Source organism: Staphylococcus sp. GDY8P57P, assembly GCF_017892585.1.
In the GTDB taxonomy this organism is placed as follows: Bacteria; Bacillota; Bacilli; order Staphylococcales; family Staphylococcaceae; genus Staphylococcus; species Staphylococcus borealis.
Window position 1 is genome coordinate 194,359 of record NZ_JAESLK010000019.1, and the last position, 13,285, is coordinate 207,643.

Consider the following 13,285-nt stretch of genomic DNA (forward strand, 5'->3'; position numbering starts at 1 on the left):
TTCAAAAAAGTGAACTATTTGTGAAAAGTATCACAAAAGACTTTAAAATTTTTTAAAAGGGTGTATGATAAGAATTGTAAGGAATAAGTAATGGGAAGTGATACTGATGAGAAAAGTAATTGAAGAAGTTGTTTTTTCTGATGAAGGCAGTTACGAAATTTATTTAAAAACTGGTGTTAATCAAGGAATGATCGGTGATATTAAAGATGGCTACTTGACTATCGATTCTATTCCGTACATTGATGCAGAACGACTATATTACTATGGACTCGAACGTAAAACACTCGTTACAAATTAATTCAAATTGAATGGCCTCCTATTAACATTCAAGAACCTTATATGCCTTCGTTGGTGAGCAGTCGAAGGCATACCATAAATATACCCCTAATCATTCTGGAATAATGTGTTGAAAAAGGCTGGGACATACTAAAATGTCTCAGCCTCTTTATCATTTTGACAGTAAATGACTGATTTGAAAATGCGCTTCAATCAAGCGTTTATCAAACCTAGTCATCCTTGCTGGAGCAGGACAACGAAATAAATTTTGAGAAAACATTATTTCTGTCTTGCTCCCTTTGCATATTATAAATCTTTGAAATTCTTCTTAACTTCATTGTATTGGTATTCTTGATTATATAACTTGAATTTATAACCTTCTTGACTAGAGAATGGCATTCTTACACGTGGTATTTCGTCCAATTGTGCGATAAATTCTCTTTCTTGGCGTGTACGTTGTTTCACGCTCATATTCATCCACTCGTCTTCACTATATAAATCGATGAAATGGAATGAGAAACTTGTTCTACTCTTTTCAGCGCGTAACGCTTGAATACGTTCTTCAAATGTCATTGCGTCTCCTCCTATCTTTCTATATGCCCAATGATTTAAGTATATACATTAACTTTAATACGTTTTCATAAAGATTACAATTCTTCTCAGTGTTTTCATGATAATATTTCCCGGGAACAGTTATGAAGGTTTAATGTATATGAAATAAGGTAATGTATTCAATGAATCTATAGTAAAGGATGAAGTGAAATGACAGAATTAAATGGACGCGTAGCAATTATTACTGGCGCAAGTAGCGGTATTGGTGCAGCAACAGCGAAAGCACTTGCGACACAAGGTGTGAAAGTCGTCTTAGCTGGACGTAATGAAGATAAATTAAACCAAGTCGCACAAACATTAAATGAAGAGGCCGTACACATTGTACCTACAGATGTAACCATTCAAACAGACGTTGATGCATTAGTCGCGCAAGCCATCGACAGATTTGGACAGGTCGATATCTTTGTTAACTGTGCAGGTCTTATGCGCTCTTCTAAAATCACAGACTATCAAATTGACGCATGGGATGCAATGGTAGATACAAATATTAAAGGCCTTCTATATAGTCTGAATGCGATATTACCTAAGTTCGAGGCACAAGGATCAGGACATGTTGTGAATTTAGCTTCAATATCTGCGAATGAAGTTTCTAAAGCCAGTGCCTTATATAGTGCAACGAAATCTGCCGTACTGATGATTTTTAATGGCTTAGAAAAAGAATTAGCCAAAACAGGTATTAAAACGACAAGCATCTTACCAGGTATGGTGGATACACCAATGACAGAACATAGTGACTTTGGTGGTCGTAAGAAACTAGATCCTGAAAACATAGCAGATGCGATAGTTTATGCACTAACACAACCAGCACATGTCAATGTAAACGAAGTGACTGTGCGACCGGTATAACAATAATCATAGGTGTTTCTTGTCATTTGGCAAGAAACACCTTTTTTGTAATCTCTATCGTGATACACTGGTAATGAAGGACATAGTGGGGGATTATGATTTAAAGGAGTGACGAAGATGGAGGAACGTCTTTATAACTTGTTGGAATTGCTAGTTAGTTACAATACGGAGAGTCCACCGGGACGTAATACCGACCCATTACAAGATGAGATAGAAACATTATTAACACGTTATGGCTTTAGCATTCAACGAGAACAACTGTATAAGAATGATAGTATTATTGTAGCAACGTTAAAGGGTGAGGACCCTGAAGCACCGAAACTCATATTAAATGGACATGTTGATGTAGCGTCAGTCGATGATGATTCGAACTGGCAGTATCCGCCTTTTCAATTAACTGAAAATGAGGGCTGGTTATATGGACGTGGTGTCAGTGATATGAAAGGTGGCATGGCATCGTTATTCTATGTACTTGAACAGTTACATCAAGAAGGACGTCAACCGAAAGGCGATATCATTGTACAGTCTGTCGTAGGCGAAGAAGTTGGCGAAGCAGGTACAAAGCGTGCCTGTGAAATTGGTACTAAAGCTGATTTAGCACTTGTGTTAGATACCAGTGAGAATATGGCACTTGGTCAAGGTGGCGTAATTACAGGATGGATTACGATTAAGAGTAAGAACACCATTCATGACGGTGCACGTAGTCAGACCATACATGCAGGTGGTGGGTTATTTGGTGCGAGTGCCATTGAAAAAATGGCTAAGATTATTCGTGCATTAAATGAATTAGAACAACATTGGGCAGTGATGAAACATAGTCCAGGAATGCCACCAGGTGCAAATACGATAAACCCAGCTGTCATTGAAGGTGGACGCCATCCTGCATTTATTGCAGATGAATGTCGCTTATGGATTACAGTACATTATTTACCAAATGAACGTTATGAAGACGTTGTCGCAGAAATAGAAGATTACTTGAATCGTGTGGCTGAAGCGGATATTTGGCTACGTGAGAACCCATTACAATTTGAATGGGGCGGCGAATCAATGATTGAAGACAAAGGTGAAATCTTCCCAAGCTTCACAATACCTACAGAACATCCTGGATTTAAACAATTACAATCAGCACATCATCATGTTCATGGCACAGACTTAAAACATGGTATGAGTACGACCGTCACAGATGGTGGTTGGACTGCGCACTTTGGTATTCCTACGATTTTATATGGACCTGGTAGTCTAGAAGAAGCACATAGCGTAGATGAGAAGATTGAAGCATCAGAACTTCAAACTTACAGCGATGTGTTATATCATTTCTTAAATCATTGGTACGATCATCCAGAGAAGTAAACAATATAAAAAAGGCAATGATCATGTGCGACCATTGCCTTTTTAGCTATTTCAAAGATTATTTTTTTAATGAACGACGAATGCGGTTCATCCAATTTGCACGACGTTTCGATACGACGGGCATGCCTGAAGGTTGAGCTGAACGTTTTTTAAGTTCTTGGCCATATTTAATCGCTTCTTGCATTAAATAAACTTGTGAATTTAATGGTGACAAGTTATTTTCTACATAATGGTAATGACCATGTTCGTCTTGGAAACGTCCTTTTTGGTTATCAGATAATTGTAAATCCATAAAGTCAACTAAACGTTTACCAATCTCTTTATCTTCAACTGGGAATAGGATTTCTACACGTTTAATCATATTACGTGTCATTACGTCAGCTGATGATAAGTAAATACGTTCATCGCCATTATTATGGAAGTAATAAATACGAGAGTGTTCTAATAATCGACCAACGATACTTACAACTTCAATGTTCTCACTAATGCCTGGGATACCAGGTTTTAAGCAACAAATACCACGAATAATGAGTTGAATCTTCACACCGGCTTGTGATGCTTCGAATAATTTTTCGATGATTGTTTTGTCTGTTAATGAGTTCATTTTCATCATAATTTTACCGTTACCATGTTGAAGGTGACTGCTAATCTCTTTGTCGATTCGGTCGATAAAGACGTCACGAATATCAAACGGTGCAACGATTAATTTATTGTATTCTGGTTTGACAGAGTACCCACTTAAATAATTGAAGAAGTTAATTGCATCTTCTGCAATTTGTTTATTTGTAGTGATAATACCCATATCTGTATATAATTTCGCAGTTTTGTCATTATAGTTACCTGTACCCAAGTGAACGAATGACGTTAATTCGCCACCGACACGCTTAACTACTAATGCAATTTTACTATGTGTTTTCAGGTGTGTCATACCGTATATCACGTGACACCCTGCGTCTTCTAGCATACGTGCCCAATGGACATTGTTTTCTTCATCGAAGCGTGCTTTCAATTCCACAAGTACAGTTACTTGTTTTCCTTTTTCTGCGGCTTCTTTCAAACTCTTAATGATAGGTGAGTCTTTACTTACACGATACAATGTTTGTTTAATTGCAATCGTATTAGGGTCATCTGCCGCTTCACGGATAAAATCAACGATCGGTTCGAAAGATTCGTACGGATGGTGGAAGAAGATGTCACGTTTCAATGCAAGTTCGTATAAATTGTTATTTCCTAGTGAACGTGGAATTTGTGGTGAATATTTCTCGTAAGTGAGATAGTTTAATTTATGAGATAAATGATCCACTAAACCAAAGATAAATGTTAAATCAAGTGGTCCATTAAGGAAATAAACATCTTGATGATCCACTTCTAATGTCTCGATAAGCCAATCAAGATCATCTGGATTAGCGGTACGACCATCAACTTCTAGACGTACTGCTGAACCACTCTTACGTTCTTTAAGGAAACGTTCAATTTCGATAAGTAAGTCTTCTGCGCCATCTTCATGAATCGTTAAATCAGCATTTCTTGTAATTCTGAAAGTAAATGTATTTAAGACTTCATAACCAGTAAATAAATAATTGATAAAGTAAGTAATTACGTCCTCAACCATCACAACATACTGTTTAGCACCTTCATTGTAAGTTAGAAATCTTGGAATAAGTGATGGTATTTGAACGATGGCTGAATTGATGGCATCTTCAGTGTCAATATCAACGAAGATGTTTAAACTTTTATTATTAAGCTTAGGAAACGGATGGTAAGCATCTATGCCGAGTGGTGTTAAGGTTGGCAAGATAGTTAATTTGAAATCTCTTTCTAATTTATCTAATATTGGTTCAGATAATTCGTGTGGTTCACACATCACAATTTCGTAATCTCGAAGTTCAGTCATTAATTCATTGTAGCGTTCATATTGCTTATCTACATATTTTTTAGCTTTTTCTTGGATAGCATCAACTTGTTCTTGTGGTGTCATTTGTGCTTTGTTTTCCGGTTTGTCATATCCCATTTTAACCTGGTCTTTTAAACCAGCAACACGAACCATGAAGAATTCATCTAAGTTTGAACTAAAAATAGATATAAAGTTTAATTTTTCAAGTAGCGGGTTGTTTTTATCATAGGCTTCTTGAAGTACACGATAGTTGAAATCAAGCCAACTTAATTCGCGATTGTTATAGTATTGCGGTAAGCTAATATCATTTTCTCCCAATTGAGTTTGCATTCCAAATACACCTCGTCATTTCCTCAAATATGCGTTGTTCTTTTCAATTAGTAAGTAAAAGGCATAACATCCTAACTTTAAGATAGCATACTTGTTTTAAGATTTTGTAAAGATGATAGAAACATTTCCTTTAAGTATCTTTTCGATATGTTTTTTCTGTCTATTTGCTTGATATTCTTCGGCAATAGGCTCGCCTTCTGTATAAAATACAGTTAATTGATAGTCGTCGTCGCCTTTTTTCTTTTTCTTCAATTCGACATCGACAACAAAACTTGTTTGTGAAATGTTTAATGCGTTAATGAATTTAATAATGCCACCTAATGTTTGGATTGAATCTATTTCTTTATTGCTGAACCAATCCGTTTCTTGGCAATAGAATTTCAATAGTGATTTATTTTTAAAGCTGGCAAGTAACGCCAATTTAACTCGGTCTTTATGTGTATAGCCGTTTATCATTGAGTTTGCAATGATGTAATACGTGTGTGGAGAACTTGAATCAGAATCGATGAAACTACCAAGATAGTATATATAAGCGCCTTCTTCAAAGAGACGTTGCTCATTATCGCTAATATCTAAATCTGCGATATCAATGAGTTGTGATAATAACGATTTAGCTAGTTTGAGACGCGCTTGTGAACTAACATCTTCAATCTTGTATTCACGTGCTAAGAAATGGATGGACTCTTTACGGACGTTATGTTTATCAAAGACGTCAGGGTAGCGTTCACGAACTTGTTTCATGACATAGCCTTCACGTAGACCATTTCTTGAGAATGTAAACTGCTTTGCGTCTACAATTTTATATAATGTTTTGAATACGGATACCGCTGGAAGGATAATATCTGCACGATCACGACTTAAACCATCAAGGTTGGTTAAATCATCACGATCGTTTTTACGAATGATATCAAAAACTTCATCGATATCTTTATTCGTCATTGTGTAGTTGTGGACACCGCCAATAGGATATGAATGCTCGGCTTGATGAATACGCGCAACATTTCGAGCGGAACCACCAACACCCACAAGTGCAACCTTTTGATCTTTAAGCCATTCTAACGATTCAAATTGTTGTGATAAGAATTTCTCCATATCTTTTATAGCACCTTTGTCATTGTGCGCTTTGTCATTGAAGAATTTTCTTTTGAGTGTCACGACACCGAAAGGGAAGCTGTGGGATTCAAAAAGTTCTTTATCTTTAAATAATGTTACTTCAGTCGAACCACCGCCGATATCAACGGATACACCATTTTCGATTTCCGTCGTATGTGTGATTGCATAGTAACCGTAGTAGGCTTCATCTGATTCGGGTACGATTTTAATATCGATGCCTACTTCCTTTTTAACTTCCTTGACGATTTCGTCGTTGTTTTTAGACTGACGAATTGCTGCTGTAGCAATCGGATGTAACGCGGTTACATTGAATTTATCTGACACAGATTTGAAACTGTGTAGTGCATCAATGAGTACTTTTATGCCGTCTTTACTCATCTTATTATCTTTAGTGAGATATTGGCTTAGACGTGCAGGGGTCTTAATGTTGAGCAATTCATTAATGCCTGTCGCTTTATTAAAGTTGAAAATAACTAATCTGATTGTGTTGGATCCAATATCTACTAAACCTATTCGTTCTTCCATCGTGTCCTCCTAAATGCCTAAAATAATGTTAATAATGAATACACTTCTATACCTTTATTTTACCGTAATATCACGCTTTGAAAAAGAGAGAGTGACATAATTATTGGTAATAAGTAAGAATTTTTGTAAGGGATTACAAAAAACCTTCTCAATAAATGAGAAGGTTTTTACAAAGATTTGCGTTTCAATTATCACGATGCATTGCGAATTAGTGTGGAATTTTGACAGGGCCACCTGGTCCAAGCGGGATGCCAAGAAGGTACCACGCAATGACGAATAAGGTCCACACAATACCTAATGCGAAGGTGTATGGCATTAAACTCGAAAGTAGGGAACCTAGTTTCATATTTTTATCATACTTTTGCGCATAAGATAGCACCAGTGGCATATAAGGCATCATTGGTGTAATAGGGTTTGTAATAGAATCACCAACACGATAAATCATTTGTGTAAACGCCGGATGATAACCGAGTAGAATCATCATTGGTACAAAGATTGGCGCAAGAATACCCCATTTAGCAGATGCGCTTCCGATAATTAAGTTAATTAAACTACTCAATATGATAATGCCGATGATGAGCACAATACCATTTTGATGTTGTAATAATTTAGCGCCATAGACAGACACAATAATCCCTAGATTACTCCATTGTAAAAAGGCGAGTAATTGAGCGGCAAAGAAGACGATTAATATAAATGATCCCATAGAACCAAGTGAGTCACTAATCATGCTGCCTAAATCTTTGGAGTTCTGAATTTGTTTACTTAAAATCCCGTAAACAATCCCAGGAATTAAGAAAATAACGAGGATGACTAAGCCCACACCATTAATTAATGGAGAATCATCAATAAGACTTCCAGTTTTTGCGTTTCTTAACCAACTACTTTCTGGTAAGCAACAAATGATTAACGCTACGATGAGTATTACGAAAGACATGTTTGCCCAGAACAATGCTTTTTTCTCTGTTGGCGTAATATGTGATGATGTTTCCTCATCTTCATCGTAATCTGCTTGACTCGTATCATAGTCGCCCAAACGTGGAATAACAACCTTTGTTGTGGTAAAATAAATCACAGGAAGTACCAAGATCACGCTCGCTGCAATAAAGTACCAGTTCATTGCAACATTAATCTTGACACTATCTGAAACAATCTTCGTTGCAGGTTCTGTAAATGCATAAACAAGTGCATCTTGCATACCAATTAAGAAGTTGGCACCAAATCCACCTAGTGATGAGGCATAGGCCATTGCAAGACCAGCGATGGGATGATAGCCAATCTTAATAAAAATCATTGCAGCAAGTGGTGGCAAGATGACTGTTGCTGCATCTCCAGCTAAGCTACCTAATATACCAATTAAAATAATGGTTGGTACAATGATGCGTTTTGATGCGCGATTCACAACTGAAATCATTAATTTATCAAAGTAACCTGATTTCTCAGCAGCACCGACACCAATCATTACAGCTAATACAAGACCAAGTGCAGGGAACTCTGAGAAGTTCTTAATGGCATCATTCATAATCATGGCGATACCTTCAGTACTCAGAATACTCTTTATATGTATGGTATCTCCATTTCCTGGATGCTTAACCGATACATCAAACAGAGAAACGATCCAAGTAATAACGGCTAAACCAATACACATTAAGAAAAAGAGCATGGCAGGGTCTGGTAATTTGTTACCAGCTTTTTCTACGCCATTAAGTAATTTATTAACGATAGATGTTTGTTCATTTGTTTTAGTGGTCATAAAATGGCCCCCTTTGTTCGTTAAAACAAAGTATAACAAAATGTTTTTTAAAATATAGCAATTTTCAGAAATTTAAATATAAGAATTGGTTATGTATAAGATAAGTACAATAATATTAGCTTATGTATATAGAACTAAATCATGTTTGTAAGAGTAAGCGGTATCATTTTCGGAATAGGGTTTGAGCGCATTTGAAGTGTGGAAAATATATATTGAATAGATACATTTAGTTTCATTAATAAGATTGGAAAAATAGGAGTGAAGGCCTTTATGAAACGTTTAGAAAATAAAATTGCAGTGATTACAGGTGCAAGTACAGGTATAGGGCAAGCATCAGCAAAAGCATTAGCTAATGAAGGTGCTCATGTATTAGCGCTGGATATTTCAGATGAATTAGAAAAGACTGTTGAAGCAATCAATAACAACGGTGGCAAAGCGACTGCGTATAAAGTAGATATTTCAGATGATCAACAAGTTCAAGATTTTGCGGATAAAGCTAAAGCGACATATGGACGTGTAGATATTATCTTTAATAACGCAGGTGTGGATAATGGTGCAGGTCGTATACATGAATATCCTGTAGAAGTGTTCGACAAAATCATGGCAGTGGATATGCGAGGGACATTCTTAGTAACTAAATTCTTACTACCATTAATGATGGATCAAGGTGGTTCAATTATTAATACGGCATCATTCTCTGGCCAAGCTGCAGACTTATACCGTTCAGGTTACAATGCGGCTAAAGGGGCAGTGATTAACTTTACTAAATCGATTGCGATTGAATATGGCCGTGAAAATATTCGTGCAAATGCCATTGCACCAGGTACTATTGAGACACCATTAGTGGATAATCTAGCAGGAACGTCTGAAGATGAAGCGGGTAAAACATTCCGCGATAATCAGAAATGGGTCACTCCACTTGGTCGTTTAGGGAAACCTGAAGAAGTAGGTAAACTCGTGGCTTTCCTAGCATCTGATGATAGTTCATTTATTACAGGTGAAACGGTTCGAATTGATGGCGGTGTTATGGCTTATACTTGGCCTGGAGAAATGCTAAGTGATGATAGCTGGAAGCACTCAGTAGAATAGAAAAACATCATATTATATAAAAAAGTCGTTCTATTTATTTAGAACGACTTTTTAATTCGTTAGTTATTTTAGAAAAATGACATACTATTTCATTCGCAAATTACCATTTTATTCTGTTATAAGCATCATCGTTAAGTGAACGAACGATTTCAGTTACTAGGCGAACTGAATTTTCATAATCATCTGTGTGTAATACAGAAACATTTGAATGCATGTAACGTAGCGCTACACCGATGGAAATGGTAGGAATACCCTCATTCGCTACATGGATACTACCAGCATCGGTACCGCCACCAGCAGTGGTATCCCATTGCACAGTAATGTAATGTTTCTTCGCTACTTCTTTAATATGCTGACGTAAGCCTTGGTGGGCAACATTTGATGCGTCCATTAAAATAACGACAGGGCCATTACCTAAAGTCGTATCACTACCAAGTTGATTCATCCCCGGTGTATCATAGGCCACTGCAACATCTACAGCAATAGCAAAATCAGGTTTGATTTTATTGGCAGCTACTTTAGCACCGCGTAAGCCCACTTCTTCCTGTACGGTTGCGCCTGCATATAAATCAATGCCGATATGTTCATCTTTGAGACGTTTTAATACGTCGACAGCGAGTGCACAACCATAACGATTGTCAAAGGCTTTAGCCGTTAAATATTTACCATTCGCAAGTTGCTCAAATTCACTGTATGGTGTAATCATGTTGCCCACTTCGATACCGTGATTTTCAGCGTCTTCTTTACTTCTCACACCAATATCTATAAACATGTCTTTAATTTGGATTGGTTTCTTACGTTCTTCAGGATCTAAGACATGTGGTGGTTTTGAGCCTATAAGACCACGAATCTCAGTACCATCATCGGTTGTGATAGTTACTTTTTGAGATAACATGACTTGGTTCCACCAACCACCAATCGGTTGAAATTTAATAAATCCATTATTATCGATTTTGGTTACAATAAAGCCGATTTCATCTAAGTGACCAGCTACCATAAGTGACTTTGTACCATTGTCGCTCGCTTTTTTACCAAAGATGCCACCTAAGCCATCTTCAACAATTTCATCGCTCACTGGCTCTAAATAGGATTTCATCTTTGCTTTAACATTGTGTTCATAACCAGCAATGCCGTTAACATCGGTCAATGATTTTAATAATTCAATTGATTCTTTCATATGCACACACTTCCTCACGTCATTAGTTACTCATATTGTAGCATGTCGGCATTTGATTTTCTGAAAAAAGTGTTTCTAATACGAATTATCTGGTAATGATATACATAATAAGATAAAGTAAATGCTATAATTTATTTGAAAATGACATAGTGGGAAGTAGATGAGTATGATGAAAAAGTGCTTTATGTTAATGATATTATTAGTGTTAAGTGTCAGTGTATTAGGAGCATGTAGTAAAGAGCGTTCTAAGACATATGAAGGGGACATGGATGGTAAGCATGTGTTAACTACATTGTCTTATAAAAAGAATAAAGTAGTTAAACAATCAACAGTAACGACATTGAAATATAATGATTTCGGTATGTCTAAGAAAGAAGCTAAGAAGATGTTTCAAGATCACCGTCAAATGAAAGATTTAAAAGGTGTATCTTATAATCTAAAGCATAATCATGAAAAATGGGTTGAAACCATTGATATTAACTATAAAAAAGCAGATATCAAAGCAGTCAAAAATCATTTTTCTTTAATGTCAACGTCTAAAAATGACAAAAAAGTCAATATGGAAGGCACTGTTAGAGAATTGAAAAAACTGGGCTTTAAACAAAAAAGTAATATGACAGATGAATAATGAAAAAGATGTCGGGACACCTCACATAATGCTGTGTCTCGACATCTTTTTATTTGAATATTAACTTATTAATTTCAGTTTGTAATCGACTATGTCTTCAATTGAACCATCTAAACGTTTAATTACAATGTGATCACTCGTAATGTCATTTGGACTTTTAACACCGACGGCAGCGGCAATGTTAAATAAGCCTTCATGTAAACTTGTGATATAGTTTGTCACACGATATTGCTTCTCATTGACAATTAACGCTTTCTCTTTCTTAGGATCTGTTGTTGCAACGCCGACAGGACATGTGTTCAAGTGACATTGTTGACTCATAATACAGCCAACACTAATCATCATACCGCGAGCGATATTAACTAAATCAGCACCTAATCCTAAGGCAATTGCTACTTTATCTGGTGTAATTAACTTACCTGAGGCAAAGATTTTCATTTTATCTCTGATTTGGTGGCGTTCTAACATTCCAGATACGATTGGCAGCGCGGTAAATAATGGAAGACCGACACCATCTTGTAATTCTTGGAACGTAGCACCGGTACCACCTTCACCACCATCAATGGTGATAAAGTCAGGATAAATATTCATTTTAACCATTGTTTGTACGAGTGACTCAATTTCTTCCACTTTACTTACAACGATTTTAAAGCCTACAGGTTTCTGACCTAATTGGCGAAGTTTATCAACAAATTGTAATAAATCTTCAGGTGAGTCAATAAAGTCGAAGCGGTTCGGTGAATTGATCGTTTTATACGGTTCGATATTTCTAATTTTGGCAATTTCTTCTGTAACTTTATTGCCTTCCATATGACCGCCACGTGTTTTTGCACCTTGCGCCAGTTTAATTTCAAAGGCTTTAACTTCTTTGTGATGTGCTGTTTTTAGAAATTGTTCGTCACTAAAGTTACCATCTTTATCACGAACACCGAATAGACCAGGCCCAATTTGAAAGATGAGGTCGCCGCCACCTTTAAGGTGATATTCTGACAAGCCACCTTCACCGGTATTCATCCACGTGCCTGCACGAGCTAAGCCTTGTGATAATGCAGTGATTGCACGACCACCTAATGCACCATAACTCATGCCTGATTGACCAACCAGTCGTTTTACTTTAAAAGGATGTTCCAAATCATCGCCTAGAACGATGGCATTATCGTCCGTTAAGTAGTACGGATCAATGTCTGTTGGATCACGATGTTCATCACGTTTGAATAATCGCTCGCTATCTACTTTATAGACAAATGTTGAAATCATAGCGTGATTATCAATTTGTAATTCATGACGTTGTAATGGGAACATGGTGTTACGTATGTAAAATCCATCTTGATATGCGCGTTGTGTCCCGAAACTAGACATTCGAGAATTGTATTTACCGGCTAGAACGATATTAGTATACTGAATTCTTGAAAATGGTTTCCCCTCTGTATCATTCGCAAACAAATATTGGCGTAATTCCGGGCCAATCTTCTCTGCGAAGTAACGTACACGTCCTAGAACAGGATAATTACGTAAGACACTGTGTTGATCTTGTCCTTTATCTTTAAATAACAACACAAGTACCAAGCCGATTATTGAAAGTATGACAATAAATATCATTACGTTCACAATAAACTGCATTACTGTAAGTATAGAAATCACTTTTATTTCTCCCCCTTTAAACCTTCTACAATTTAAATCATACACCAATGT

At 36.6% G+C, this 13,285-nt stretch carries 11 protein-coding genes; 5 read left to right on the top strand and 6 right to left on the bottom strand.

Annotated features, from left to right (window positions below):
- Positions 1–106: 106 nt before the first annotated feature.
- On the top strand, positions 107–298 hold the full coding sequence (locus KA878_RS07825; protein WP_053028767.1) for a hypothetical protein: 192 nt from the start codon (positions 107–109) through the stop codon (positions 296–298).
- A gap of 284 nt (positions 299–582) precedes the next feature.
- Here the strand turns inward: KA878_RS07825 and KA878_RS07830 are convergent, their stop codons facing one another.
- The gene (locus KA878_RS07830) at positions 583–849 is read right to left on the bottom strand and encodes a DUF1413 domain-containing protein (protein ID WP_070854710.1); all 267 of its coding nucleotides are present in this window, start codon (positions 847–849) and stop codon (positions 583–585) included.
- A gap of 189 nt (positions 850–1,038) precedes the next feature.
- Between KA878_RS07830 and KA878_RS07835 the strand changes: the two genes are divergently transcribed.
- Both KA878_RS07835 and KA878_RS07840 read left to right on the top strand, forming a co-directional pair.
- The gene (locus KA878_RS07835) at positions 1,039–1,734 is read left to right on the top strand and encodes an SDR family oxidoreductase (RefSeq protein ID WP_193838975.1); all 696 of its coding nucleotides are present in this window, start codon (positions 1,039–1,041) and stop codon (positions 1,732–1,734) included.
- A gap of 117 nt (positions 1,735–1,851) precedes the next feature.
- Positions 1,852–3,084, top strand: coding sequence for an acetylornithine deacetylase (locus KA878_RS07840; RefSeq protein WP_210130028.1), 1,233 nt, complete (start codon positions 1,852–1,854; stop codon positions 3,082–3,084).
- 58 nt (positions 3,085–3,142) lie between these two features.
- Here the strand turns inward: KA878_RS07840 and KA878_RS07845 are convergent, their stop codons facing one another.
- The 3 genes from KA878_RS07845 to KA878_RS07855 form a co-directional block, all read right to left on the bottom strand.
- Positions 3,143–5,308: an RNA degradosome polyphosphate kinase gene (locus tag KA878_RS07845; RefSeq protein ID WP_193838977.1), complete on the bottom strand. Its 2,166-nt coding sequence runs from the start codon at positions 5,306–5,308 to the stop codon at positions 3,143–3,145.
- A gap of 96 nt (positions 5,309–5,404) precedes the next feature.
- Positions 5,405–6,946: an exopolyphosphatase gene (ppx, locus tag KA878_RS07850; RefSeq protein WP_075108123.1), complete on the bottom strand. Its 1,542-nt coding sequence runs from the start codon at positions 6,944–6,946 to the stop codon at positions 5,405–5,407.
- Between the two features lie 208 nt (positions 6,947–7,154).
- Positions 7,155–8,699: an AbgT family transporter gene (locus KA878_RS07855; RefSeq protein WP_193838978.1), complete on the bottom strand. Its 1,545-nt coding sequence runs from the start codon at positions 8,697–8,699 to the stop codon at positions 7,155–7,157.
- Positions 8,700–8,969: 270 nt separating this feature from the next.
- On the opposite strand from KA878_RS07855, the gene KA878_RS07860 reads away from it, so the two are divergent.
- Positions 8,970–9,788, top strand: a complete 819-nt coding sequence (locus tag KA878_RS07860; RefSeq protein ID WP_053028758.1) for an SDR family oxidoreductase — start codon at positions 8,970–8,972, stop codon at positions 9,786–9,788.
- 100 nt (positions 9,789–9,888) lie between these two features.
- On the opposite strand, the gene KA878_RS07865 is transcribed toward KA878_RS07860, so the two are convergent.
- Positions 9,889–10,965, bottom strand: coding sequence for a M42 family metallopeptidase (locus KA878_RS07865; RefSeq protein ID WP_193838979.1), 1,077 nt, complete (start codon positions 10,963–10,965; stop codon positions 9,889–9,891).
- A 160-nt stretch (positions 10,966–11,125) separates the two neighbouring features.
- On the opposite strand from KA878_RS07865, the gene KA878_RS07870 reads away from it, so the two are divergent.
- A complete protein-coding gene (locus KA878_RS07870; RefSeq protein WP_228480672.1) occupies positions 11,126–11,593 on the top strand; it encodes a YehR family lipoprotein in 468 nt (155 codons plus the stop codon).
- Positions 11,594–11,653: 60 nt separating this feature from the next.
- Here KA878_RS07870 and KA878_RS07875 read toward each other — a convergent pair whose 3' ends face one another.
- Positions 11,654–13,231, bottom strand: a complete 1,578-nt coding sequence (locus KA878_RS07875; RefSeq protein WP_193839953.1) for an FMN-binding glutamate synthase family protein — start codon at positions 13,229–13,231, stop codon at positions 11,654–11,656.
- Positions 13,232–13,285 lie beyond the last annotated feature (54 nt).